This window comes from Aquibacillus halophilus (genome assembly GCF_009649745.1).
GTDB classification, from domain to species: domain Bacteria; phylum Bacillota; class Bacilli; order Bacillales; family Amphibacillaceae; genus Aquibacillus; species Aquibacillus halophilus.
Genome location: NZ_WJNG01000002.1, coordinates 577,243 through 600,915, shown reverse-complemented (window position 1 = coordinate 600,915; position 23,673 = coordinate 577,243). Strand labels below are relative to the sequence as shown.

Annotated in this window: 24 protein-coding genes and 2 riboswitches; of the genes, 12 read left to right on the top strand and 12 right to left on the bottom strand. The window is 37.9% G+C overall.

Annotated elements, in window-relative coordinates; all coding sequences use genetic code 11:
- Nucleotides 1–63 precede the first annotated feature (63 nt).
- Nucleotides 64–1,362 (top strand): TrkH family potassium uptake protein, encoded by a 1,299-nt coding sequence (locus GH741_RS04015; RefSeq protein WP_153735578.1) that lies wholly within the window; start codon nt 64–66, stop codon nt 1,360–1,362.
- A gap of 49 nt (nt 1,363–1,411) precedes the next feature.
- Here the strand turns inward: GH741_RS04015 and GH741_RS04010 are convergent, their stop codons facing one another.
- From GH741_RS04010 to tenA, 10 genes are all read right to left on the bottom strand, one after another.
- Nucleotides 1,412–2,269: a manganese catalase gene (locus GH741_RS04010; RefSeq protein ID WP_153735453.1), complete on the bottom strand. Its 858-nt coding sequence runs from the start codon at nt 2,267–2,269 to the stop codon at nt 1,412–1,414.
- A gap of 628 nt (nt 2,270–2,897) precedes the next feature.
- Complete coding sequence (locus GH741_RS04005) at nt 2,898–3,914, bottom strand: thiazole biosynthesis adenylyltransferase ThiF (protein ID WP_338079225.1); 1,017 nt, start codon at nt 3,912–3,914, stop codon at nt 2,898–2,900.
- On the bottom strand, nt 3,911–4,678 hold the full coding sequence (locus tag GH741_RS04000) for a thiazole synthase (protein ID WP_153735452.1): 768 nt from the start codon (nt 4,676–4,678) through the stop codon (nt 3,911–3,913). Before GH741_RS04000 ends, GH741_RS04005 begins: the two co-directional genes overlap by 4 nt.
- Nucleotides 4,679–4,682: 4 nt before the next feature.
- The gene (gene thiS, locus GH741_RS03995) at nt 4,683–4,886 is read right to left on the bottom strand and encodes a sulfur carrier protein ThiS (protein WP_153735451.1); all 204 of its coding nucleotides are present in this window, start codon (nt 4,884–4,886) and stop codon (nt 4,683–4,685) included.
- Nucleotides 4,887–4,904: 18 nt separating this feature from the next.
- Nucleotides 4,905–6,029: a glycine oxidase ThiO gene (thiO, locus tag GH741_RS03990; RefSeq protein WP_153735450.1), complete on the bottom strand. Its 1,125-nt coding sequence runs from the start codon at nt 6,027–6,029 to the stop codon at nt 4,905–4,907.
- A 27-nt stretch (nt 6,030–6,056) separates the two neighbouring features.
- A complete protein-coding gene (gene tenI, locus GH741_RS03985; protein WP_153735449.1) occupies nt 6,057–6,665 on the bottom strand; it encodes a thiazole tautomerase TenI in 609 nt (202 codons plus the stop codon).
- Nucleotides 6,666–6,735: 70 nt separating this feature from the next.
- Nucleotides 6,736–6,835, bottom strand: a riboswitch (TPP riboswitch).
- Nucleotides 6,836–6,909: 74 nt separating this feature from the next.
- Nucleotides 6,910–7,713, bottom strand: a complete 804-nt coding sequence (locus GH741_RS03980; protein ID WP_338079224.1) for an energy-coupling factor transporter transmembrane component T family protein — start codon at nt 7,711–7,713, stop codon at nt 6,910–6,912.
- A gap of 12 nt (nt 7,714–7,725) precedes the next feature.
- A complete protein-coding gene (locus GH741_RS03975) occupies nt 7,726–9,201 on the bottom strand; it encodes an ABC transporter ATP-binding protein (RefSeq protein ID WP_153735448.1) in 1,476 nt (491 codons plus the stop codon).
- A gap of 13 nt (nt 9,202–9,214) precedes the next feature.
- Nucleotides 9,215–9,793, bottom strand: a complete 579-nt coding sequence (locus GH741_RS03970; protein ID WP_153735447.1) for an ECF transporter S component — start codon at nt 9,791–9,793, stop codon at nt 9,215–9,217.
- 26 nt (nt 9,794–9,819) lie between these two features.
- Nucleotides 9,820–10,491: a thiaminase II gene (gene tenA / locus GH741_RS03965; protein WP_153735446.1), complete on the bottom strand. Its 672-nt coding sequence runs from the start codon at nt 10,489–10,491 to the stop codon at nt 9,820–9,822.
- Nucleotides 10,492–10,660: 169 nt separating this feature from the next.
- A riboswitch (TPP riboswitch) is annotated at nt 10,661–10,767 on the bottom strand.
- 124 nt (nt 10,768–10,891) lie between these two features.
- Between tenA and GH741_RS21760 the strand changes: the two genes are divergently transcribed.
- Entirely contained in the window at nt 10,892–11,029 is a 138-nt protein-coding gene (locus GH741_RS21760) for a hypothetical protein (protein WP_205677312.1), read from the top strand.
- A gap of 220 nt (nt 11,030–11,249) precedes the next feature.
- Here GH741_RS21760 and GH741_RS03960 read toward each other — a convergent pair whose 3' ends face one another.
- A complete protein-coding gene (locus GH741_RS03960; protein WP_153735445.1) occupies nt 11,250–11,513 on the bottom strand; it encodes a hypothetical protein in 264 nt (87 codons plus the stop codon).
- A gap of 38 nt (nt 11,514–11,551) precedes the next feature.
- Nucleotides 11,552–12,019 (bottom strand): DUF6884 domain-containing protein, encoded by a 468-nt coding sequence (locus GH741_RS03955; protein WP_153735444.1) that lies wholly within the window; start codon nt 12,017–12,019, stop codon nt 11,552–11,554.
- A 783-nt stretch (nt 12,020–12,802) separates the two neighbouring features.
- On the opposite strand from GH741_RS03955, the gene ilvB reads away from it, so the two are divergent.
- The 10 genes from ilvB (at nt 12,803) to GH741_RS03905 (ending at nt 23,568) form a co-directional block, all read left to right on the top strand.
- Nucleotides 12,803–14,524 (top strand): acetolactate synthase large subunit, encoded by a 1,722-nt coding sequence (gene ilvB, locus GH741_RS03950; RefSeq protein ID WP_153735443.1) that lies wholly within the window; start codon nt 12,803–12,805, stop codon nt 14,522–14,524.
- Nucleotides 14,521–15,042, top strand: a complete 522-nt coding sequence (gene ilvN, locus GH741_RS03945; RefSeq protein ID WP_153735442.1) for an acetolactate synthase small subunit — start codon at nt 14,521–14,523, stop codon at nt 15,040–15,042. Before ilvB ends, ilvN begins: the two co-directional genes overlap by 4 nt.
- Before the next feature lie 109 nt (nt 15,043–15,151).
- A complete protein-coding gene (gene ilvC / locus GH741_RS03940) occupies nt 15,152–16,183 on the top strand; it encodes a ketol-acid reductoisomerase (protein WP_153735441.1) in 1,032 nt (343 codons plus the stop codon).
- Nucleotides 16,170–17,714, top strand: coding sequence for a 2-isopropylmalate synthase (locus GH741_RS03935; RefSeq protein WP_153735440.1), 1,545 nt, complete (start codon nt 16,170–16,172; stop codon nt 17,712–17,714). Before ilvC ends, GH741_RS03935 begins: the two co-directional genes overlap by 14 nt.
- A 22-nt stretch (nt 17,715–17,736) precedes the next feature.
- Nucleotides 17,737–18,816: a 3-isopropylmalate dehydrogenase gene (leuB, locus tag GH741_RS03930; RefSeq protein ID WP_153735439.1), complete on the top strand. Its 1,080-nt coding sequence runs from the start codon at nt 17,737–17,739 to the stop codon at nt 18,814–18,816.
- Between the two features lie 57 nt (nt 18,817–18,873).
- Entirely contained in the window at nt 18,874–20,292 is a 1,419-nt protein-coding gene (leuC, locus tag GH741_RS03925) for a 3-isopropylmalate dehydratase large subunit (RefSeq protein WP_153735438.1), read from the top strand.
- A gap of 48 nt (nt 20,293–20,340) precedes the next feature.
- Nucleotides 20,341–20,940, top strand: a complete 600-nt coding sequence (gene leuD, locus GH741_RS03920; protein WP_153735437.1) for a 3-isopropylmalate dehydratase small subunit — start codon at nt 20,341–20,343, stop codon at nt 20,938–20,940.
- A 43-nt stretch (nt 20,941–20,983) separates the two neighbouring features.
- The gene (ilvA, locus tag GH741_RS03915) at nt 20,984–21,937 is read left to right on the top strand and encodes a threonine ammonia-lyase (protein ID WP_153735576.1); all 954 of its coding nucleotides are present in this window, start codon (nt 20,984–20,986) and stop codon (nt 21,935–21,937) included.
- Nucleotides 21,938–22,145: 208 nt separating this feature from the next.
- Entirely contained in the window at nt 22,146–22,952 is an 807-nt protein-coding gene (locus GH741_RS03910; protein WP_153735436.1) for a DUF4397 domain-containing protein, read from the top strand.
- Complete coding sequence (locus GH741_RS03905) at nt 22,936–23,568, top strand: class F sortase (protein ID WP_170287553.1); 633 nt, start codon at nt 22,936–22,938, stop codon at nt 23,566–23,568. The genes GH741_RS03910 and GH741_RS03905 overlap by 17 nt, the downstream gene beginning before the upstream one ends.
- Nucleotides 23,569–23,673: the final 105 nt, after the last annotated feature.

Sequence of the window (23,673 nt, the reverse complement as noted above, 5' to 3'; positions counted from 1 at the left end):
TATAATAATAATCAAAATTAGGGAGAATGAGGAATTTGATTGATTAGAAAAAATGCGCTTGCTATGTCACCACCACATTTACTAGCAGTAAGTATGCTAACCGTTATCGTTATAGGCACACTGTTTTTGAAACTTCCATATGCATCAGAAACTTATGTATCATGGATAGATGCTTTGTTTACAGCTACATCTGCCACTACTGTAACAGGCTTAAGTGTGCTTGATACACAGCACGATTTCACCATGTTTGGCCAGACAATCATTATGTTACTGATACAGTTTGGTGGAATTGGTTTAATGACTTTTGCTATTTTCACACTTTTGATTATGGGTAGAAAAATTACGTTAAGACAACGAGTTTATTTATCATCATCCTTTAGCCAAGAGACATCAGGCGGTGTCGTAAAACTCGTCAAATCACTGGTTTGCTTTGTTTTCATTGTAGAAACAATTGCATTTGTAATACTTTCTATTCGTTGGGTACCCATATTCGGATGGAAAGATGGATTGTTTTACAGTCTATTTCATGCAATATCAGCATTTAATAATGCTGGATTTTCAACATGGTCCAATAACCTCATCGGGTTTGTTGCTGACCCGATTGTTAATATTACAATCACGACATTATTTATTATTGGTGGATTAGGCTTTACTGTCGTTACTGACTTAATATCAAACAAAAGATGGAAAAAACTAATGTTGCACACGAAGTTAATGATTACTGGTACACTTGTCATCAACATTATTTCCATGTTCGTGATTTTCTTATTAGAGTACAATAATCCAGATACATTAGGTTCATTATCCATGAATAGCAAATTGATAGCATCCTATTTTCAAGGCGTATCGCCTAGGACTGCTGGATTTAACACCATTAATATTGGTTCTATGGAAGATGCAACACTTCTTTATACAATGTTATTAATGTTCATTGGTGCAGGTACTGCATCAACAGCCAGTGGGATAAAATTGACCACTGTCATTGTTGTTCTGCTATCTACAATCGCTTTCTTAAATTCAAAATCAGAACCTGTTATCTTTAAAAGAACTATTAAAAGAGAAGTGATTATACGTTCTTTAGCCATAATTATTATAAGCCTGAGCATCGTTTTCCTATTTTTATTTTTCTTATCTATTACTGAGGATGCATCATTTATGGAAGTAATGTTCGAAACAGTATCCGCATTTGGTACTGTTGGCTTGTCAATGGGGATCACACCTGACTTAACTTCTGTTGGCAAAATACTACTTATTTTTCTCATGTTTATTGGTCGACTTGGTCCATTAACTTTTGCGTTTTTGTTAGCTAAACCACATAGTACGAAGGTACGATATCCTAGTGACCAAGTATTTACTGGATAAAAAACGAGCTTTCCTTATCAAGGGAATGCTCGTTAGCATAATATTTTTATTACATTGTATCAGGGTCTGGATGGACGTTAGTACGTAATACGCTTAGTGGTGTATCATGAATATATGGTGGCGCTGGCTTAAGCTTAGGCTTTTTCCCAAATGGTACCGGATTCTCAACGTAATTAAATACACCACATCCATCCATACTTGTTCCATAGGCCCAACGTCCCTTTGCACTTTCATTACCTGCCGAATAGTTAAACAACGTGTATGACACTTCTTGTTTTTCAAGTTCCCTTGGGAATGTGCTCGGGACAACAACGTTTTCTTTTGCTTCTAGTTCAGCAATTGCTGCTAACCATTGATTCTGGTGCATTGTATCGCGTGCAATTAACCATGAAAGCATATCCTTCACTCCACGGTCGGTTGTTTGTTCATATAACCTTACCGCTTGTAATCTACCATGAGATTCATAGGTTAAGTTCATACGAAAATCTGCCAATAAGTTCCCACTCGCATTAATATAACTCGCTGTCCATGGATTACCAACGCTATCTACAGGCAAAGCTCCTAGGCCAGAGACAATTGCATGTTGTGGGTTCATCCCACCTAAAACAGCGGAAAGTACTGGGTCTTTTGCTGCTACCTCTAAATCACCAACTGGTGCATTTTCTAATAATCTAGCAATCATCGTGGCAAGCATTTCTACGTGTGCAAGTTCTTCAGCGCCAGTATCCATTAACAAATCTTTATATTTCCCATCACCTCTTGCCCCCCAGCCTTGAAACAAATACTGTAAGGCAACGGAAATCTCACCAAATTGCCCGCCTAATATCTCCTGTAGTTTTTTCGCATATAATGCGTCTGGTCTTTCTGGTTTTGCTCTATATTGAAGTTCTTTAACATGGTAAAACAAATAACCCACTCCTCATCCTATTTTCTTCTAGGTATTAACCCTATACTTATTTATTCAATAGGAGAGGAATAGGTGATGATTTTTGCCGTCTATATATGACCAATTCTTATTTTTCATAAAAGACCTTGTTTCAGTTAATAAACAAGGCCTTTTTAAAAGGTTCTTTTCGTAATTGATATAAAATACAGCGTAGCGTATCATGATTTGCGCTCCGGGCAGTCGCTTTCCGCGTAGGAGTCGACTGCCCACCGCTCCAATCACCAGCTTATTGCCAAAATAATGAAAGGAAGATGGATATAAAACCTTCCTTAAAATAAATGTGTTCAAGAGGAGAAAATCCTCTCTACATAGAGTTATGTGCTTCACCCTTCGATAATCAGAACACTATTACTAGCTTAGGCAGAATACGTAGACTCCTATGGGAACAGCGCGTGTCCGAAGACCCCGGAAGAATCGTTCTTTGATTCTGAGGAGGCTGAGGCCGTGCCCATGGAAAGCGAAGTATTCTGCCTAAGCGGTCGTATAGAGTTAATTTAAAAAAACAATTAAAAGTTACGTCGGAGTTTATAGATTTTGTGTCAAAAAGATGGCTTAATGGGTTTATGCTATTAATATAAATAGCTGTTTATCACCCTAGATATCTGTGATACAACGTCTTTGCTTCAGCAATATCCTTTGTACCATGTATTAAAACTCTTCCATCTTTAAACATGACCAATCTGTGACGTCCTTTAGTGAAAGAAAGTAAATAAGGATTTTGTGAAACTTTTCCCTGCTGAGAAAGAATGGAAGCTAATTTATCCAAGTCTCTTTCTATTGGATTTGGAGTGCGAATCTGCACCGTATCTCGCCCACATAGAACAGCTGTTTTGGTTCGTTTTGAAAAAGCCAGGTTCGGATAAGTTCGGTCATCTCCGCACGACAAACAATTTATTTTCTTCATCTTATCAACGTTAATGCCCGTTTGTTGGTTTTTCCATAAATCAAACGAGACGAGTTTCGATCGTAATGATTCATAATCTTCTACCAAAATTTTCAATGCTTCTGTTACTTGATAGGCTACGACCATTTGCACTGCAGGACTAATGATCCCTGCCGTATCGCAAGTTAATCCTCCAATTGGTACACTTTCAAGTAGGCAGGCTAAACAAGGAGTTTTATTTGGAATTATCGTATAACTAATCCCATAACTCCCCACGCATGCTCCATAAACCCATGGAACGTTATGTTTCTGTGATATATCATTAATAATCATCCGAATATCAAAATTATCAGTAGCATCCACAACTAAATCCACATTATTTACGAGTTGCTCCATCTCTTCTACTGATACATCCATCACATGTGATTCAATCTCAGCATCAGAATTAATGTCCTCTAAACGTTTCTTTGCTGCAACAGCTTTAGGAATTCGATTCGTTGCATCCGCTTCACTATATAACTGCTGTCTCTGAAGATTACTCCATTCCACGTAATCTCGATCGACCAGTGTAAGCTTTCCAACACCGGCACGTACTAGACCTTCAGCACTTCCGGTCCCAAGCGCTCCTGCACCAATGATTAACACGTGCTTACTTCTTATTTTTGCCTGACCATCCACCCCAATTGGTGTGAATAGCTCCTGGCGGGAATAGCGCTCACTCACCCAATGCTCAGTCCTTCCACTGGACTACTTGCTGTTGCATAACGTTTTTTAGGTATGCGACCCGCTTCATAACCCAATCTACCTGCTTGGATAGAAAGCTTCATAGCCTCAGCCATTTTAACTGGATCCTTTGCACCTGAAACAGCAGTATTAAGTAGTACTCCGTCCGCTCCTAATTCCATTGCAATCGCAGCGTCTGATGGTGAACCAATCCCAGCATCAACAATAACGGGTACGTTCGATTGTTCAATGATAAAACTCAGATTTAATGGATTAATTATACCTTGACCAGAACCTATTGGTGATGCACCTGGCATAATCGCATGACAACCTAATTCTTCTAATCGTCTGGCTAATAGAACATCATCAGAAGTGTACGGCAATACGATAAATCCTTCCTTTATTAGTTCCTCTGAAGCCTTTAACGTTTCAACAGGGTCAGGTAATAATGTCTTTTGACAACCAATGACCTCGACTTTTATCATATCGCAAAGACCCGATGCTTTAGCTAACTTCGCAGTACGGACTGCTTCTTCGGCTGTCTTTGCACCAGCTGTGTTTGGAAGTAAAGTGTATTTTTCAACGTCTAGTTTTTCTAGAAAATTAGGTTGGCTTGCTTCAAAAATGTTCATTCGTCGAACAGAAAACGTTAAAATTTCTGTTTCTGACACGTCAACTGCTTTCTTTTGAACATCAAAATTTGGATATTTACCAGTACCTAATAATAATCTTGATGAAAATTGATATGGACCTATTTTTAACATACTATCATCCGCCTCCTACAAAATGTACAAGTTCTATTCTATCCCCATCAGAAAGTCTGCTTTCTTGATGAGACTTTTTTTCCAAAATTGTTCCATTTAATTCTACGATTACGACCTTTTGATCCACTTCGAAATTTTGCAACAAATTAGTTACCGTTTCAACTGTACTTGGAACTTCCACCTTGTCGCCATTTATTACTAATTCCATCCAATTCCCTCCGTTTTTTCAGACTAGTGTCTTCAGCGTTCGATTTATTCGAAAAGGAGTTAAATCTACCGACGGTTGCTTTTTCTCTACCAAATCTGCCATTACTTCGCCTGTTATGGGGGCTAGTAGGATACCATTCCTAAAATGACCTGTAGCGATGAATAACCCTTGATAAATTGGATGTTCGCCTAAGTAAGGTAAACCATCAAAGGTTTGGGGCCGAATACCAGCCCAAGCTTTCTCCCATTCTGCCTCTGCTATCGAGGGCATCAGCTTCTTAGCCTTATCCATTAAGCTTGAAATACCGTCTACAGTTACCTGTTGATTAAAGGTATTTGGTTTAACTGTTGCGCCAACAATAATTCTTCCACCTTTTTTTGGTACAAGATAACAGCCATGGGAAAATATTGTTCCTGATAGTAAAGGTTGATGGCTTACAACGGAAAAGCACTCTCCTTTTACTGGATAAGTTTCTAACTGCAAACCTGTATCCTCTAATAAACGTTTGCTCCAAGCTCCAGTTGTAACAATAATGTTTTCACTGAAAAAATTGCCCTGATTGGTTACAACACCTGAAACTCTTTCACTTTCAAATAAAAACGAATCAACACTTATATACTCCCTTATATCAACTCCAATTGCTGCAGCTGACTTCAGTAATCCTAAAGTTAATTGAGGGGCAGACACTTGGCCATCTTTTTCAATATACATTGCCCCGAGTATGGCATCAGAAAGATTAGGCTCCTTACTCCTAACTTCATCTCCAGTTAGCCACTGCACAGTCTCTCCGCACTTTTGTTGGATAGAGATGATCTGTTTATACTCTTTCACTTGTTCATTAGTTAGGGCTACCTTATACATCCCTTTGTTGATTAATTCAATATCGATTCCACTTAGAGTTTTGATTTCACCAGCAAGCCCTTGAAATAAATCTCTACTTTTTTTTGCTAACTGGAAGAGGGGGCCGTCCTCGTCTAATTCAGCTTGTGCAGCCAACATTCCAGCAGCTGCACCAGAAGCTTTACTAGCTAACCGGTCCTTTTCCAATAAAAGAACTTTTTTGCCTCTTTTGGCTAAGTTATAAGCTGTTGAACCACCATTGACACCACCACCTATAACAATGGCATCGTACGTATCACTCATACAAATTAATTCTCCTTTCAAATCTATCTATGTGTTTAATAGATTTTGAGAATATGATTTTACTTGTTCTAATGGATCTTTTGCTTCTAGCACACCTGACATAACAGCAATCCCTGCAGCACCTGCTTCAATTACTTCGCAAACATGATGGGGTTTAATTCCTCCTATTGCAATAACTGGAATTTCTAAATCTATCGTAATATCCTTTAATTCTTCTAACCCCTTTGGTACTAATCCTAGCTTGGAATCTGTAGGAAATATGTGTCCAAACAGAAGGTAATCTATCCCTTGTTTCTGCGCTAAACTAGCTTCCTCTAAAGTATGAACAGAACATCCGACTTGCAGAGATGGAAAATTTCGTTTTACAATTTCAGGCGACAGGGAATTATAACCAAGCTGTACTCCCTTTACATTCTTTACATGAGCTACATCAATTCGGTCATTAACAATTATCTTTGCAAGAGGAACACTCCTATTAACTAGAAGGGTCACAATATTAAAAATATCCCTTGCAGATCTATGTTTTTCCCGGATATGGATAGCATCAATAAATGGATGAATTTCCCCAACAATTTTAGCTAAATTCTCGGGTGTTTGGTTTCCAGTCGAAATTACATGAAGTTTTCTGTTACTCATTTTTCACTCTCCAAACACAAAAAAACCACCCTTTAGTAGAAAGAGTGGTTTGTTAAATATTGAAATTAATGATTTAACTAAGCCACTTCCCTACGCTAGTTTTAACTAGATCAGGTTCAAAGGGTCTGGAATAGTTCCATCTCAGTCAGACGACTCCCCTAGTGTTTTGTTATTAAGTTTTAATGATTTAATACTAGTTTATCATAAAAGAGTTAGAACATAAAATATCCCAGTCGATATATTCTTAACCATTGTATCTCACATCTTCAATTGGCAAGTAAGGAAAATATGCAGTAGTCGCAAAAGATAAGCCGAACAAAGCTAAGAAGTAAAAAATAAACAGCAAATCATATTTTGTAAATCCTATTTGGTAGTAAAAGGTTCGGTTTGTCGCCACAGAAAATCTTTTCGCTTCCATCGCTACAGCAATTCTGTGTGCTCTTCTAATACTTTGAGCTAGCATTGGAATTGAATAATGTTTTATTTTTTGATAAAAACCTTTGACTCCCCTTTGGTTTTTTACACCACGAACCTTTAATGCATAACGTAATGTTAGTAACTCTTCCAACATAATTGGAATTAACCTGAATGCTGCCATAAAGCTATAGGCATATTTCGGTTTTAGTTTTAATTGTTGCATCAAGGAATAGAACAAGTAAACAGGTCTTGTTGTTAAGGCAAATATAATACCGAGGGCCGCAAACACAATCCCACGAAATCCTAGGTGCACCCCCCTGATAAAACTTTCCTCTGTAATATGGACAAGCCCCCATTTTAACCAGGTAGTATCCCCTTTCCCAAAAAAGATCATCGAAGTGGAAGAAGTCAAAAAGATGAGCAGAAACGGAATGGAAATTAGAATTAGCCGCTTCCATGGATGTCCGGTGAAAAATAAATATAACAACAATGTGCCTAACATAAAATTAATCAAAAAATTGATATTATGGACGAATAACATACAAATGAACAAAAAGACTATGATAATAAATTTTAGACTAGGATTAGTTTTGTGCAGCCAAGTCTCTTGAAAAGAAAAATTAAATTCCACTTTTTGTCCTCCCTAATTCACGTTGACAAGTTTGTCAGTTGATTTGTATAGATATTCGGATGGACAACAATCCTCAACAATTTTTCCATTATGAACTTCAATGATCCTAGTTGCAAAGTGTTCCGTTATTTGTAAGTCATGCGTTACCATTATTATGGTTGTTCCTAATTTCCTTAAATTTTCAAGTTGCTCCAAAACCGTAAAGGTGTTTTTTGCATCTTGACCAAATGTAGGCTCATCTAATAATAGGATGGGCTGTTCTTTCACAATCGCTGCAGCCACACTTAATCTACGTTTTTGTCCCATGGATAACTGATATGGATGGTTTTGCTTTACATTGGTTAAATTGAATATTCCCAATAACTCTTCTACTCGTTTATCAATCCTTTTCTCGCTCCACTTCTCAATTCGAAGCGTATAAGCTACTTCTTCATAAACAGAATTGGTGACAAACTGAAATTCTGGGTTTTGAAAGACAAATGTTAAATAATCTGTCAGGCTATCTATTTTTCTATAATCTTGATTAAAAATATAGTAGCTGCCTTTTGTTTTTATAAGATTCATCATTGCATGGAGAAGCGTGCTCTTTCCTGCTCCATTCTTGCCAACAATTGTAATCCATTCGCCAGGATAAAAATTTTGTTCTTTTATATCTATTTTTTTCTCTCTTCTTCTAAAACCTGAAAAGTTGGCCAATGAAACTGCTGGTTTTCCGTCCTTAATCGAATTTACTATTGGTGTAGGTTTATTAATGGCTTTAAGATAATCTTCCCAAACCGTTGGGTACCAAATTCCCTGTTCAATTAATGTAGTTTTATAATTTTTGAAGATTTCCTGAGTAGTTCCATCAGCAATAATCTTACCGTTTTCACCTAGAATTATCACACGATCAACAAAATCTACAATATGCTCAATCTTATGTTCTACAATAATGAGCGTTTTATCTTCGCCTATTTCTTTTATTGTTTCCCATACTTCTTGTGTTCCATCTGGGTCCAACATCGCAGTAGGCTCATCTAAAAATAATACATCTGGTTCTAGCGCTAATACCGAAGCTATTGCCAGACGTTGCTTCATTCCACCTGACAGCGTTTGGATATTAGTGTGAATATCATCAAAGGATAGTCCGACTTGAGTTAAATATTGGATCATATAATGTTTCATTTTTTCTTGTGGCACTTGAAGGTTTTCTAACACAAAGGCAAGTTCTTCATCCACATAAGGCATACAAAATTGTGTATCTGGATCTTGAAACAAGAACCCCCATGAATCTGGGATACTGATTTGATCAGCCTTCATTGGTATTTCAACAGAGTTCGGGATTAGTCCCGTTAAAACTTGCAAAAGGGTTGATTTCCCTGAACCTGAAGGTCCAACAATCAGTACCTTTTCACCCTTTTCAATAGAAAGGGAAAAATCTTTAAATAATAAAGACTCTACTCCGGGGAACTTCAAACGTAAATCTTTCACACTAGTTATAGCTGTCATATAATCATCCTTTTTAATCTAATGCTCGATAATCACTGTTAGATGCTGGACGCACAAGGTTGGTAACTCCTGTCTTTTCTAAAGCAGCTACAATTAGGTAGGCAAAAATACCTGAGATAACAATCGCTCCAATAATTCTAGCACCAAACATTAATAGTAGATTCCATAGCGCTAAATCACCGATGTATCCATAATAATAATCAATTGCAATCGACGCGAATGCGGAACCAATTCCAGCTAAAGATACAACGAATACATTAAACCGCTTGTATCCAAATGCTGCGAAGACTAGTTCTGCAGCTAATCCTTGACCAATTCCAAAGATAAGAGTTACTACACCCCATTCTCCACCAAAAATGAATTCTCCATGAGCAGCTGCAACCTCAGCTAATAGCGCTACACCTGGCTTTCTGATAATTAAAAATGCTACCGTAGCGGCAATAAACCACATACCATAGATTAACTGCTCAACATGTAAACCAAATGTTGAAACAACTCCATATAAAGGTCCCCAAAGTTTATAAACAAGACCAAATATAAGTGAAATGATTATTGTTACTAAAATATCCGTTAATTTTAATCCCTTTTTCAATCCAACCACATCCTTCTACTTTTCTACTATTTTTTTACGACAGGCCACTTCTCTAATTGATAAGCCATTTCCCAGAAACTATATTCATACTGACTACTAATCACAAAATGTTCTTTCATCCTGTCACGATCAGCTTCCGTTACTTTCTTTGCAAGTTCATCTAATCGATCAATCTGCTCCTCGACAAGTGTTCTAAACCAGTCACCACCATATGCACCAATCCACTCCTGATATATCGGTTCATCTGGCTTACATCCTTGTAATCTTTCACCAATTTCATAGTACAACCAGTAACAAGGAAGGATGACTGCAATAATATCTCCTAAATGACCGTTATATGCTGCGCGATACATGTGAGATGTGTAAGCATATGCAGTTGGCGAAGGTTTGAAATTCTTCTCTTCTTCCTCTGTAATACCTAACAGCTTAGAAAACGTTCGATGTAAACTTAGTTCAGCTTCATACGTTCCCTGGGCATGAGAGGCCATTTTACTTGTCGTATGTAAATCATCAGCCTTTGCCGCCCCGATAGATTGAATCTTAGCAAAATGGGATAAGTAATAAGAATCCTGCATGACGTAATACCGAAAGTTTTCAAGCGGTAGTGATCCATCACCTATTCCTTGAACAAAAGGATGCTCGAAGCTTGCTTGCCAAATATGGTTTGCTTCCTGTCTTACAATCTCTGAAAATCTCATAAATCTCTCTCCTCTTTTTTAAGTTTTATCGTTCACTACTCAGGATGGTCATACGTTGTAGGACACTCCCAAGTAACCTGATTAGGTAATTTAGGACATAAAAAAACCACTTTCTTATGAAACACGCAAAGAAAGTGGTTGTATTGGAAATATCAAATAAATTCAACTTAATCCAACTACGCCACTTCCCTACGCTGGTACAAACCAGATCAGGTTCTAAGGGTCTTAAAGTGTCACTTTAATCTCAGTCTTTGAAAGACACCCCTAGTGGGTTAAAACTCATATTTAATTTTCGTAATCATCATATCATGTTCCTTCTAATTGTCAAATAAATTTCACAAATCAATACAGGAAGTTAATACAAGGAGTGATAACTTAATTGGATTAATCGATATAGGACATGATTGCAACTATTATATCTCCCAATACAGCTATCGATGTTTTTGTATTATGTGGTTTTTTATCTAAAGAATGGTTCGCATCAGTAATTACCTTAACCTCAACTAGTTTATTTTCTATTATACTATCAACTTTTTGACCATCGTAGTGGTGATCACTATCCCCTATTATGATTAGAACTTCCTTATTACAATTTAATAATGATAATAAACCTCATCATAAGTTAATAATGGTGTTAATAATACATTTTAGATGTCGGGTAAATTTCTTTTTTTATAAAGCCATTAATAAGAGGGATTGTTCCCAAAGATTTACCTACAAAAATGACATCTCGGTACTGATTTTGACTTAGTACATGATCAACAACCGGCAATACATCCGCTAGTAATTTCAGTAAGTGTTTCAACGGGCAAAGAGAGTAATTGAGATTGATAGGAATAATGAATGTGGATGACATCATAATTCTCCTCTAGCATCATCATCGTAGTGTAGTAAAATAAAGGTTTGTCATATGTATAACTAGCACCTGAAAGCATAAAACAAACTTGGCTTTGTCCATTCTTAATATGTGTATATGAAAGTTCTTTCTCATCAACAAATAGACTTTCTTTGGTAACATTCACCTGTAAGTACCCCATTTACTATGAACAATACACAAATGTCATTCTGATTTAACACAATGAATTGGTTGTGAGTGCTCTATGGCAAATTTTAATTTCTGCTGCATATAGCCAATTCCTTTGCAACTTGTAAGAGGAAATTGAATATCTTCTTGTTGAAAACTTGATGTGACGACGTCGATATATTTTTTCCCAGTCAAAACCACAATCCCTTCATTATTATATAGAAACTTATTCTGAACCTGTTTTCGTAGCTCTTCGGTAGATATTATCTCATTACTTTTTTGATTAAAGGTAACATCATAGTTAGCATCGACAATATCATCAGGCAATAGATATCCATATTTTGCGGACAAGATTACCCATTGATTAAAGAACATTTCCGCATATCGTTCACAAAGATTATGAAATGTTCCTATGTATGCCTCCTGTGCTCGGACAGGTCCAATATCCCCACGTCTATCCCAAATTTTTTTAGTTCCACAGGGAATGATACATAATTGACCCATCTTTTTCACCTACCTATTTAGAATTCCTGACTGTATATCATCGTACCATTTTTCTAGCAAAATCTCCTTTATTAAAGAAGGCTTACTTCCAATAAAATTTGATTCCGGATACACTGTTCTTTAAGAATTCATAATCGGTAGTATTTTCCAATATATAGAGCATTTACCATAAAAACCCATAAAGTGGAAGATACTATTCAAAAAAACTTAAATATTTTTTTAAAATGAATATCCTTGTTGTTTTACTGATGTAATCGCTTACTATTATAGGCCCTTACCTCAAATGTCTGAAAATTTCAATAAAACTGTTGACCTTAGATAAAAATGGTTGTATGATTGTCGTCAATCAAGGATTTCACAAACAATTTTAATTTAGCGAAATAATAAAAATATAATTTTGTGATATGATAATTATATATCGAAAAAACGACGACGGGAATAAAGGAATAAGAACATGTATTTACAGAGAGCCGGGGTTGCTGGAAGCCCGGAAATACACCTTACTCTGACATCGTCCCTGAGTGTTAAGCTGAACGGTAATAACTTACTAGGCTTAATCGGGTGCTCTTTTTGAGCACCTGTTATCAAAAGAGGCTATTATACAGCCTCATGAGGCAGTATTCCGCAAGGGAACTGTAATTTAGGGTGGTACCGTGAAAAGTGAAGGTCTTTTCTCCCCGATTATTCTGCATATCTATATATGTGCAGTTTAATGGGAGAAAATGGCCTTTTTTTATCGAATAAATTTAAAAGTTAGACATTCTTTTTTAGGAGGGATTACTAATGAGGGCAGAAGTAAAACCGGGAATCCATACCGGGACAAAATCAAAAACAGGTGCAGATCTTCTTGTAGAGTCTTTGATCAAAGAAGAGGTTAAAACAATATTTGGATATCCAGGTGGAGCAGTCTTACCAATTTATGACGCGCTTTATCGGGCTGGTGATGCATTTGACCACATCCTTACACGTCATGAGCAAGGAGCAATCCATGCTGCAGAAGGTTACGCACGCGTATCTGGTAAGCCTGGTGTCGTTATTGCCACTTCAGGTCCGGGTGCAACTAATTTAGTTACCGGAATTGCAGATGCCATGATGGACTCGTTACCTTTAGTAGTTTTCACAGGTCAAGTTGCTCGTGGTGTAATTGGAACTGACGCATTTCAGGAAGCCGATATAATGGGAATCACAACACCTATCACAAAGCACAATTACCAGGTACAGTCTGTTAGTGACTTACCTCGGATCGTAAGAGAAGCATTTCATATTGCTTCTACTGGAAGACCAGGACCAGTTGTTGTTGATATTCCAAAGGATATTTCAGCTAACCCGGCTGATGGTAATTATGATGATAGTTTTCACCTTCCTGGTTATCAACCAACAATAAAACCAAATCCTTTGCAAATTAAAAAGCTAGCCGATTCTTTAGCTAAGGCAAAGAAACCTGTAATCCTAGCAGGTGCTGGAATTATTATAGGTAAAGCATCTGAAGAATTAATCGCATTAGCTGAGAAATTCTCACTACCAGTAACTACTACATTACTTGGATTAGGCGGTTTTCCTGGCAATCATAGTCTTGCTCTTGGAATGGCTGGTATGCATGGAACATACGCTGCGAACACAGCGTTATATGAATGCGATTTGTTAATAAATATTGGAGCACGTTTTGATGACCGTTTAACTGGTAATCTTAAACACTTTGCACCTAATGCAACGGTGGCACACATTGATATTGATCCTGCTGAAATCGGGAAAAATGTGACAACACACATCCCTGTTGTATCAGATTCAAAAGCAGCAATAAAAGCATTACTAACTCATGCCAAAGAAGGTCCAGATCATGACGATTGGTTGATTGGCATAAATGGAAACAGAGACAATTATCCGCTTTGGTATAACAACCCTAAAGAGGAAATGATACCTCAATGGTTATTAGAATCTATTCATAAAGTGACAGACGGAAACGCTATTGTTACTACAGACGTTGGACAGCATCAAATGTGGGCAGCTCAGTATTACACGTTCAATAAGCCTAACCGCTGGGTAACCTCTGGTGGCCTGGGCACAATGGGATTTGGATTCCCAGCCGCTATAGGTGCACAACTGGCTGCTCCAAAGGATACCGTGGTAGCGGTTGTCGGTGACGGTGGATTCCAAATGACCATGCAGGAGTTATCGGTCCTTCAAGAACGCGGACTTCCCGTTAAAGTGATAATCGTCAATAACGGAGCGCTTGGAATGGTTCGTCAATGGCAAGAAACTTTCTATGAAAAACGATATTCACATTCGTTATTAGATGTTCAACCAGACTTTGTAAAACTAGCAGAAGCTTATCAAATAAAAGGAATGAGAATTGATACCCAGGAGGAATTAATTCATTCACTACCTGACCTTTTCGCATATGAAGGTCCAGTAGTTGTTGATTGCCGAGTTTTACAACAAGAGAATGTATATCCAATGATTGCACCTGGAAAAGGACTAAACGAGATGATTGGGGTGAAACCATGAAGCGTATAATAACTGCTACCGTACAAAACAGAAGTGGTGTACTAAACCGTATAACAGGATTGCTCCAAAAACGACAGTTTAATATTGAAAGTATTTCTGTTGGACGTACAGACGTTGAAGGTATCTCTAAAATGACTTTCGTTGTCGATGTCGTAGACAGTCAAAAATTGGAGCAAGTAACAAAGCAATTAAATAAACAAATCGATGTCTTGAAAGTTTCAGACATAACCGATAAAGCAATAGTTTCAAGAGAGTTGGCACTAATTAAAATAGTTAGTAGTGCTCAGCTCCGTAGTGAGATCCAAGGTATTATCGAACCGTTTCGCGCGACGATAATAGATGTTAGTAAAGATAGTCTGAGTGTTCAGGTAACTGGTAAACCAGAGAAAATCGAAGCTTTAATTGATCTCCTTCGACCATATGGAATTAAGGAATTAGCCAGAACTGGAATGACCGCTTTCTTAAGAGGGCAGCAACCACAGGTTACTGAGCTAACCCCCTACTCCCTATTAAAATAATCACAAGCGCCTAATTTGGTGCTTGGACTCTGAATAAATAATTCAGAATCTTTAAACTATGTACCACTAAATTTATATATATTAAACAATTTGAGAGGATGTATTCATTATGACAAAAGTACTTTATCACAACGACATTCAAGAAAAGGTTCTACAATCGAAAAAAATCGCAATAATTGGTTATGGCTCACAGGGGCACGCACATGCTCTCAATTTGAAGGAAAGTGGTTTTGATGTAGTTGTTGGTCTAAGAAAAGGTAAATCATGGGATAAGGCTGTTGAAGACGGTGTTGAGGTTAAATCTGTTGCTAACGCTACAGCTGCTGCTGACGTAGTAATGGTTTTACTTCCGGATGAGTACCAGCCTAAAATTTATGAAGAAAGCATTAAGCCTAATCTTCAAGCAGGTAATGTACTTGCTTTTGCACATGGTTTTAACATTCATTTTAACCAAGTTGTACCTCCAGAGGATGTTGACGTATTCTTAGTTGCTCCTAAAGGTCCAGGTCATCTAGTCCGCAGAACGTTTGAAGAAGGTGCTGGTGTTCCTGCATTATATGGTATCTATCAAGATTTCACTGGTACTGCTAAAGATGTCGCTCTTGCATATGCAAAAGGAATTGGTTCAGGCCGTGCTGGTATTCTTGAGACAACGTTCCAAGAAGAAACAGAAACAGATCTATTCGGTGAGCAAGCTGTATTATGTGGTGGTTTAACTAGTCTTGTAAAAGCTGGTTTTGAAACACTAACAGAAGCAGGCTACCAACCCGAAGTTGCTTATTTTGAATGTATGCATGAACTGAAACTAATTGTTGATTTGATGTATGAAGGTGGACTAGAAGGTATGCGCTACTCTATCTCCGATACAGCTCAGTGGGGAGATTTTGTATCCGGTCCACGCGTAGTTAATGAAGAAACAAAAGCTCGCATGAAAGAAGTTCTAACAGACATTCAAACTGGTGTATTTGCAAAAGGATGGATCCTAGAAAACCAAGCAAATCGTCCACAATTCAATGCTACAAATGCTAAAGAAAACGAACACCAAATCGAACAGGTTGGAAGAGAGCTTCGCGAGTTAATGCCATTTGTTAAGAAAAGGGCAAACTCTAAGAAGGAAGTGGTCTCCAATGAGACAAATTAAAATTTTTGATACAACACTCCGGGATGGTGAGCAATCACCCGGAGTTAATCTTAACCAACTAGAAAAACTTGAAATAGCAAAACAGTTAGAGCGCTTTGGAGTAGATATTATGGAAGCAGGGTTCCCTGCTTCTTCCAAAGGTGAATTTGAAGCAGTTAAAAAGATTGCTGAAACAATTAAAAATGTATCTGTTACGGGTCTAGCTCGTGCTATAAAATCTGATATTGATATTGCCTGGGAAGCATTAAAGTCTGCAAAAGAACCTCGCTTGCATATCTTTATTGCCACCTCCCCTATTCATATGGAATACAAACTCAAAAAAACACCTGAACAAGTAATTGAAACTGCTGTAGAGATGGTAACTTACGCCAAACAGAAATTCACACATGTAGAGTGGTCCGCAGAAGATGCTTCACGCTCCGACCTAGACTTTTTGGTAAACATTATCGAAAAAGTAATTGATGCTGGCGCTACTGTAATCAATCTACCTGATACAGTAGGATATACAACACCTAAAGAATATGGTGAAATGTTCCGTTATATTAGTGAAAATGTTTCGAATATAGATAAAGCATCTCTATCTGCTCATTGCCACGATGATTTAGGAATGGCAGTAGCAAACTCACTTGCAGCAATGGAAAACGGGGCAACACAAATTGAAGGTACAATAAATGGAATTGGTGAACGAGCTGGTAACGCTGCTTTGGAAGAATTCGCAGTTGCCTTGAATATTCGCAATGATTTTTATCCTTATACTACTAATCTCGTTTTAAAAGAAATCAAGCGTACCAGTGATCTTGTTAGCAAGTTTACCGGCATGTCAGTTCCAGGAAATAAAGCAGTCGTTGGCAGAAACGCTTTCGCTCACGAATCTGGTATTCATCAGGACGGTGTATTAAAGAACACATTGACCTACGAGATTATCACTCCTGAGTTAGTTGGTATTCAATCCAATAATTTAGTCCTTGGGAAGCACTCCGGTCGTCATGCTTTTAAGGATAAAATAATTCAATTAGGCTTCGACCTTACCGATGAGAAAGTTACTGAAGCATTCAAAGCGTTTAAACTACTAACCGATCGAAAAAAAGAAGTTACTGATGATGATTTATTCGTAATTTTAATGGACATTCAAACAGACATTTCCGGTGTAAAAAAATATGAATTACTGTCTTTCCAAGTACAATACGGGTCGCATAACTTACCGACCGCAACTGTTGCTTTAAATACTCCTGAGGAAATCCGTGTAGAAACTGCATGTACTGGTCAGGGTAGTGTGGAGGCATTGTACAATACAATTGAAAAGCTTGTTGAAGAAGAGATTCACCTTACTGACTTCAATTTGAATTCGGTTGGAAAAGGTCGAGATGCCCTTGCGGAGGTACATGTTAGTATGACAGTGAATGGTAAATCCGTTAGTGGACGTGGCTCTGCTCAAGATGTTCTAGAAGCATCAGCGCAAGCATTTTTAAATGCAATAAATCGCGTGTTTTTCAACAAAAATTTTGAGAGTAAGCAAGAAGCAAAAATATAAGAGAATTGGGAGGATTTCCTCTATGCAAAAGAATATCGTACTACTTCCTGGCGATGGAATTGGTCCAGAAGTTATGAAATCTGCAAAAGCTGTGCTTGATGCTATTTCTAAACAATTCAATCATACATTTTCCTATGAATCTCATGATATAGGTGGAATTGCCGTTGACAATCACGGCTCCCCCCTCCCTCCTCAAACAATTGATGCTTGTAAAAAAGCGGATGCTGTATTACTAGGTGCAGTTGGTGGACCAAAATGGGATCAACTCCCCTCCCATCTTCGTCCGGAAAGAGGATTACTAGGGATTCGCAAAGAACTAGACTTATTTGCCAATCTAAGACCTGTAAAAGGATATGCGAAGCTTCTCCATGCCTCTCCCTTGAAAGAAGAAATTATTAATGGCAGTGATTTACTTATTGTCAGAGAGCTTACTGGAGGTCTATACTTCGGTACCCCAAGCGAACGAAGAGATAATGGAAATTCTGTAGTAGATACGCTTACCTATACAAGACATGAAATTGAACGCATCGTAGATAAAGGTTTCAAAAGTGCTCAGTTAAGACGCAAAGTGCTGACATCAGTTGATAAGGCTAACGTCTTGGAATCTAGCAAACTATGGCGTGAAGTTGTTGAAGAGAAAAAAGCAGATTATCCAGATGTAACTGTAGATCATGTTTTAGTCGATGCAGCAGCGATGAAACTTATCACGAATCCAAGTCAGTTTGACGTCATTGTTACTGAGAATATGTTTGGAGATATATTAAGTGATGAAGCCTCTGTATTAACAGGTTCTCTTGGAATGTTACCCTCAGCAAGTCTAGCGGAAAATGGAGTTGGCTTATTCGAACCGGCACATGGATCTGCTCCTGATATCGCTGGTCTCGGAATTGCAAACCCATTAGCAATGATTTTATCTTCTGCTTTTATGCTTCGTCATTCTTTTCAATTAGAAGAGGAAGCTAATTTAATAGAAAGTGCTGTAGAAGCTGTCATTGATGAAGGATATCATACAGCCGATTTACAAATTACCAATGGCAATAAAGTAAATACAGCCGAGATGACCAAACTTGTTGTAGACTATATAGATTCTAAAAATAAATAAATAGCAACCTTAGATTTTAACTTTTTTTAAGTTTTTATAAGTAAGGAGTGATAAAAAATGAATAAACCAAAAACAATTGTCGAAAAAATTTGGGATCAGCATGTTGTTCATCAAGAACAGGATAAACCTGACCTATTATATATTGACCTACATTTAGTTCACGAGGTAACCTCCCCTCAAGCATTTGAGGGGTTGCGATTAAAATCTAGAGGTGTTCGTCGTCCAGATCGCACATTTGCAACCATGGATCATAACGTACCCACTATCCATCGCCATATTATTAAGGATCAAGTTTCAAAAACTCAAATGGACACGCTAAAACAAAACTGTGATGAATTTAACATTCCTTTAGCAGATATCGATCATCCTGATCAAGGTATTGTTCACGTAATTGGACCAGAGTTAGGTCTTACACAACCGGGAAAAACGATCGTTTGTGGGGACAGTCATACCTCAACTCACGGTGCTTTTGGCGCTTTAGCGTTTGGGATTGGAACAAGTGAAGTAGAGCACGTACTTGCTACACAAACATTGTGGCAAGCTCGACCAAAGACATTAAATGTAAAAGTAAATGGACAACTAGGCAAAGGTGTTACTGCGAAAGACCTTATTCTTGCTATTATTGCTAAATATGGAGTTCGCTTTGGTACTGGTTACGTCCTTGAATATACTGGTGAAGCAATTCAATCTCTATCAATGGAAGCACGTATGACAATTTGCAATATGTCTATCGAAGCTGGTGCGCGTGCAGGTCTTATTAGCCCAGATGAAACGACAATAGAATTCATTAAAGGAAAGCGCCATGCCCCTAAAGGAAGTGACTTTGAAAAGGCTGCTAAAGATTGGAAAGCTCTAGCAACTGACCAAGGAGCGACTTATGATGCAACGGTTGAAATAAATGCTGATGAAGTAGAGCCACAGGTAACCTGGGGAACAAATCCAGGCATGTGTATTCCAGTAAGTGCCTCTATCCCAAGTCCAGACCAGGCAAACTCTGCCAATGCTAAAGATGAGATCAGTCGTGCACTTGAGTACATGGGACTTGAAGCGGGTCAACCAATTTCTTCAGTTAAAATTGACCATGTATTTATCGGATCTTGTACGAATTCAAGGCTAAGTGATCTACAAAGAGCTGCGGAAATTGTTAGGGGTAAAAAGGTTAATCCTTCTGTTACTGCAATTGTTGTCCCCGGATCTCATAGTGTCAAGGTTTCTGCAGAAAAAGAAGGACTTGATGTAATCTTTAAACAAGCAGGATTTGAATGGCGAGATGCTGGTTGTAGTATGTGTCTTGCGATGAATGACGATGTTGTACCACCAGGTGAGCGATGTGCATCAACTTCTAATCGTAATTTTGAAGGTCGTCAAGGAACGGGTGCAAGAACACACTTAGTCAGCCCAGAAATGGCTGCAGCTGCTGCTATTGAAGGACACTTTGTTGATGTCAGGAAATTAACACAACCAACACCTAGCTAACTTTCAATGTGAAATATGATTATTAAATTCTAAGGAGGGTATATAAAGATGGAACCGATTCGTAAACATACTGGACTTGTGTATCCACTAAACCGATCTAACATTGATACAGATCAAATTATACCAAAACAGTTTTTAAAAAGAATCTCTAGACAAGGTTTTGGGCAATTCTTATTTTTTAACTGGCGATTTGATAGTGAAGGTACCCCCAAAAAGGAATTTTCACTAAATGACCCAAAATATAAGGACGCCTCCATCCTTGTTGCTGGAGAAAACTTTGGCTGTGGTTCCTCTCGTGAACATGCTCCTTGGGCACTTCAGGACTTTGGATTTAAGGTGATTATAGCCTCAAGCTTTGCCGATATTTTTTATAATAACTGCACAAAAAACGGGATTGTGCCCATTCAATTAACCGAAGAAGAAACACAAGTACTGATTGACCGTTCCGAGTCAGACTCCTACACTATTTCTATCGATTTAGAACAAAAAACTGTCAACGGATCAGACGATTTTCATGCTTCCTTCGAAATACCTGAATATCAGAGGGAAATGCTATTAAATGGCTGGGATGAGATTGCAGTAACTCTAACGCACAAAAGTAAGATTGATCAATTTGAAGCAGAACTACAACAGTCTAGAGGAGAGTGAAACCATTGGGAATTGCTTAACAGGTTCAAAAATCACGGATGCGATGAAACATTTAAAGCCAATAATTCATCGTACACCCCTTACAACGTCATCGGCAATTAATTATATGACAGAGAAAAATGTGTACTTTAAGATGGAAAACCAACAGAAGACAGGTGCATTCAAAGTACGTGGCGCAAGCTATAAAGTAGCACAACTAACAAACCAAGAGGCATACAAAGGGGTCATTGCCGCTTCTGCAGGTAATCATGCTCAAGGGGTTGCACTTGCTGCAGCTAAACGAGGTATTGAAGCGAAAATTTTTATGTCCGAACATACTCCTGACGCAAAAATAGAAGCTACAAGAAATTACGGAGCAACAGTTGTATTAACAGGTGACTCTTTCCAAGAAGCATATGAGGCTGCTGTGGAAGAACAAAAGCGATCACACAGTGTGTTTATCCATCCGTTCGATGATCCTGACGTCATGGCAGGGCAAGGAACAATCGCCTTAGAGATGCTTGAGCAAGGGCCTAGGCTTGATACGATTATTGTTCCTGTGGGTGGAGGTGGACTAATATCAGGAATCGCTGTTGCAGCAAAATTCATTAATCCAAACATTAAGATTATTGGTGTGCAAGCTCACACCGCTAGCGCGGTGTATAATCGGTTTCATGATACTGGTCCATCAACCCTTTCTTCCGTCTCGACTATTGCAGACGGCATTGCCGTGAAAAAAACGGGTATTCAAACTTTTCCACTAATCGAAAAATACGTGGATGATATGGTTACTGTTACTGAGGAAGATATCGCTTCAGCTATGGTCTACATGTTGGAACGAAAGAAGTCATTAATTGAAGGTGCTGGTGCCGCTGCTTTTGCAGCATTACTTGCTCATGGTGAAAGAATTCATTCGAACCATTGTGGTATTATAGTAAGCGGTGGTAATATGGATCTGTCAAGAATGCCCCATATTCAGAAATTGGCAACTAACAATCACTTATCATGCTTAGCATAAAAAAACAAATCCTCGGTTATCGAGGATTTGTTTTTTATTTCGTCCCTCCTCTCTTACTCTTTTATATTAATAACGAGTTTTGCAATTAATAAATTGCAAACTTTTAAGTTGACAGAATATTCTTACTCCGTTATCCTTTGTATAAGTAATGTATAACTATTGTATTAAATTATACATTACTTATACAAAACTAAAGGAGAGTGTACACATGAAAAAATTAGTAGTAACAGTAATTTTCGCGTTAGTTTGTACCATGTTTGGAAGTGCTACTTTAGCAGACAATCACGACCAGGCTAAAGTTCGAATCGTTCATGCATCCCCAGATGCACCTGCAGTAGACATCACTGTAAACGGAAATACGGTTGTAGAGAATGCTACATTTAAAATCGCAACAGATTACTTAATGGTTCCTGCTGGTGATCATGAGGTCAGCATTTATGCTGCCGGTACCGTTGCTGATGGTGAACCTGTATTAACCACCACTTTATCAGTTGAGTCAGACCAAGCTTATACAGCCCTTGCTATAAACAACCTAGAAAACTTAGAAGTATCTGTACTATCTGATGATATGATGACAACAGAGGGAAAAGCTAAAATACGTGTAGGACATTTTTCTCCTGATGCACCCGCAGTTGATGTAGCCGTAACAGGTGGCGATGTGTTATTTGAAAATGCAGAGTTTAAAGATGTTACTGATTACGCAGAGCTTGATCCAGCTACTCTAGACTTAGAAGTAAGAGTTTCTGGAACTGAGGATGTTGTTCTATCTTTACCGAGTACTAAATTAAAAGAAAACACTATTTATTCAGTTCTTGCAGTTGGATTAGCTAGTGGAGAGCCACCGTTAGATGTTATTGTACTTGCAGATCCATCATCAACATCAATGCCTAGTGAGATGCCCGAAACAGGAAATGCAAGTATTACAGGATTAGCAATCTATCTATTGCCTCTCCTACTTATAGGAATTGGATTTTCTTACTTTCTTGTTAAAAGAAGAAATGTATCTCAATCCTAAAATTGCTTTACTTTTATTTTTGTTGACTGGTTGCCAACAAATAGAGCCTTCCTCACATGAAGAGAAAACGGATTCAAACAAGTTTAAACTTGAATCAGTAAAAGAGGATAATACAAACCAGGAAAAAGCGGTCAAAGAAGAGCAACCTTTAGAGACCATTACTGTAACACCTGAGCCTGGTATTGAACCATCGAATCTGTCAATTCCAGCCTTGGAAATTGAAGCTAGCACTATTCCTGTTGGTCTAAAAGATGATGGTACAGTTGAAATTCCAAGCGATATTGAAATAGTTGGTTGGTTTAGTAATGGATCAAAGCCTGGCCAAACAGGAAATACAGTTCTAGTTGGACATGTAAATGGTTTTCTTGGACCAGGAGTATTCTCCAATCTATACAAAATATCTACTAACGACGAAATTGTAATTACCAATGGAAAAGAAGAAGTCGTATATAAAGTAATTAAAAAACAAAGTTATCCTTATGATCAAGGTCCTATTGAAGAAATATTTGGTTATACTTCGAAAACAAGACTTCAGTTGATTACCTGTACAGGAACCTTTAATCCTCTTAAAGGAACACATGAGGAAAGATTAGTAGTTACAGCCATAGCCAATTAAAAGAATGCAAGTAGCTTATTTTACATATGCTACTTGCATTCTTATTTACATCTACAGTGAATATTTTCATGACATCATAATAAAGAGTCTATGAGGTAATCATGT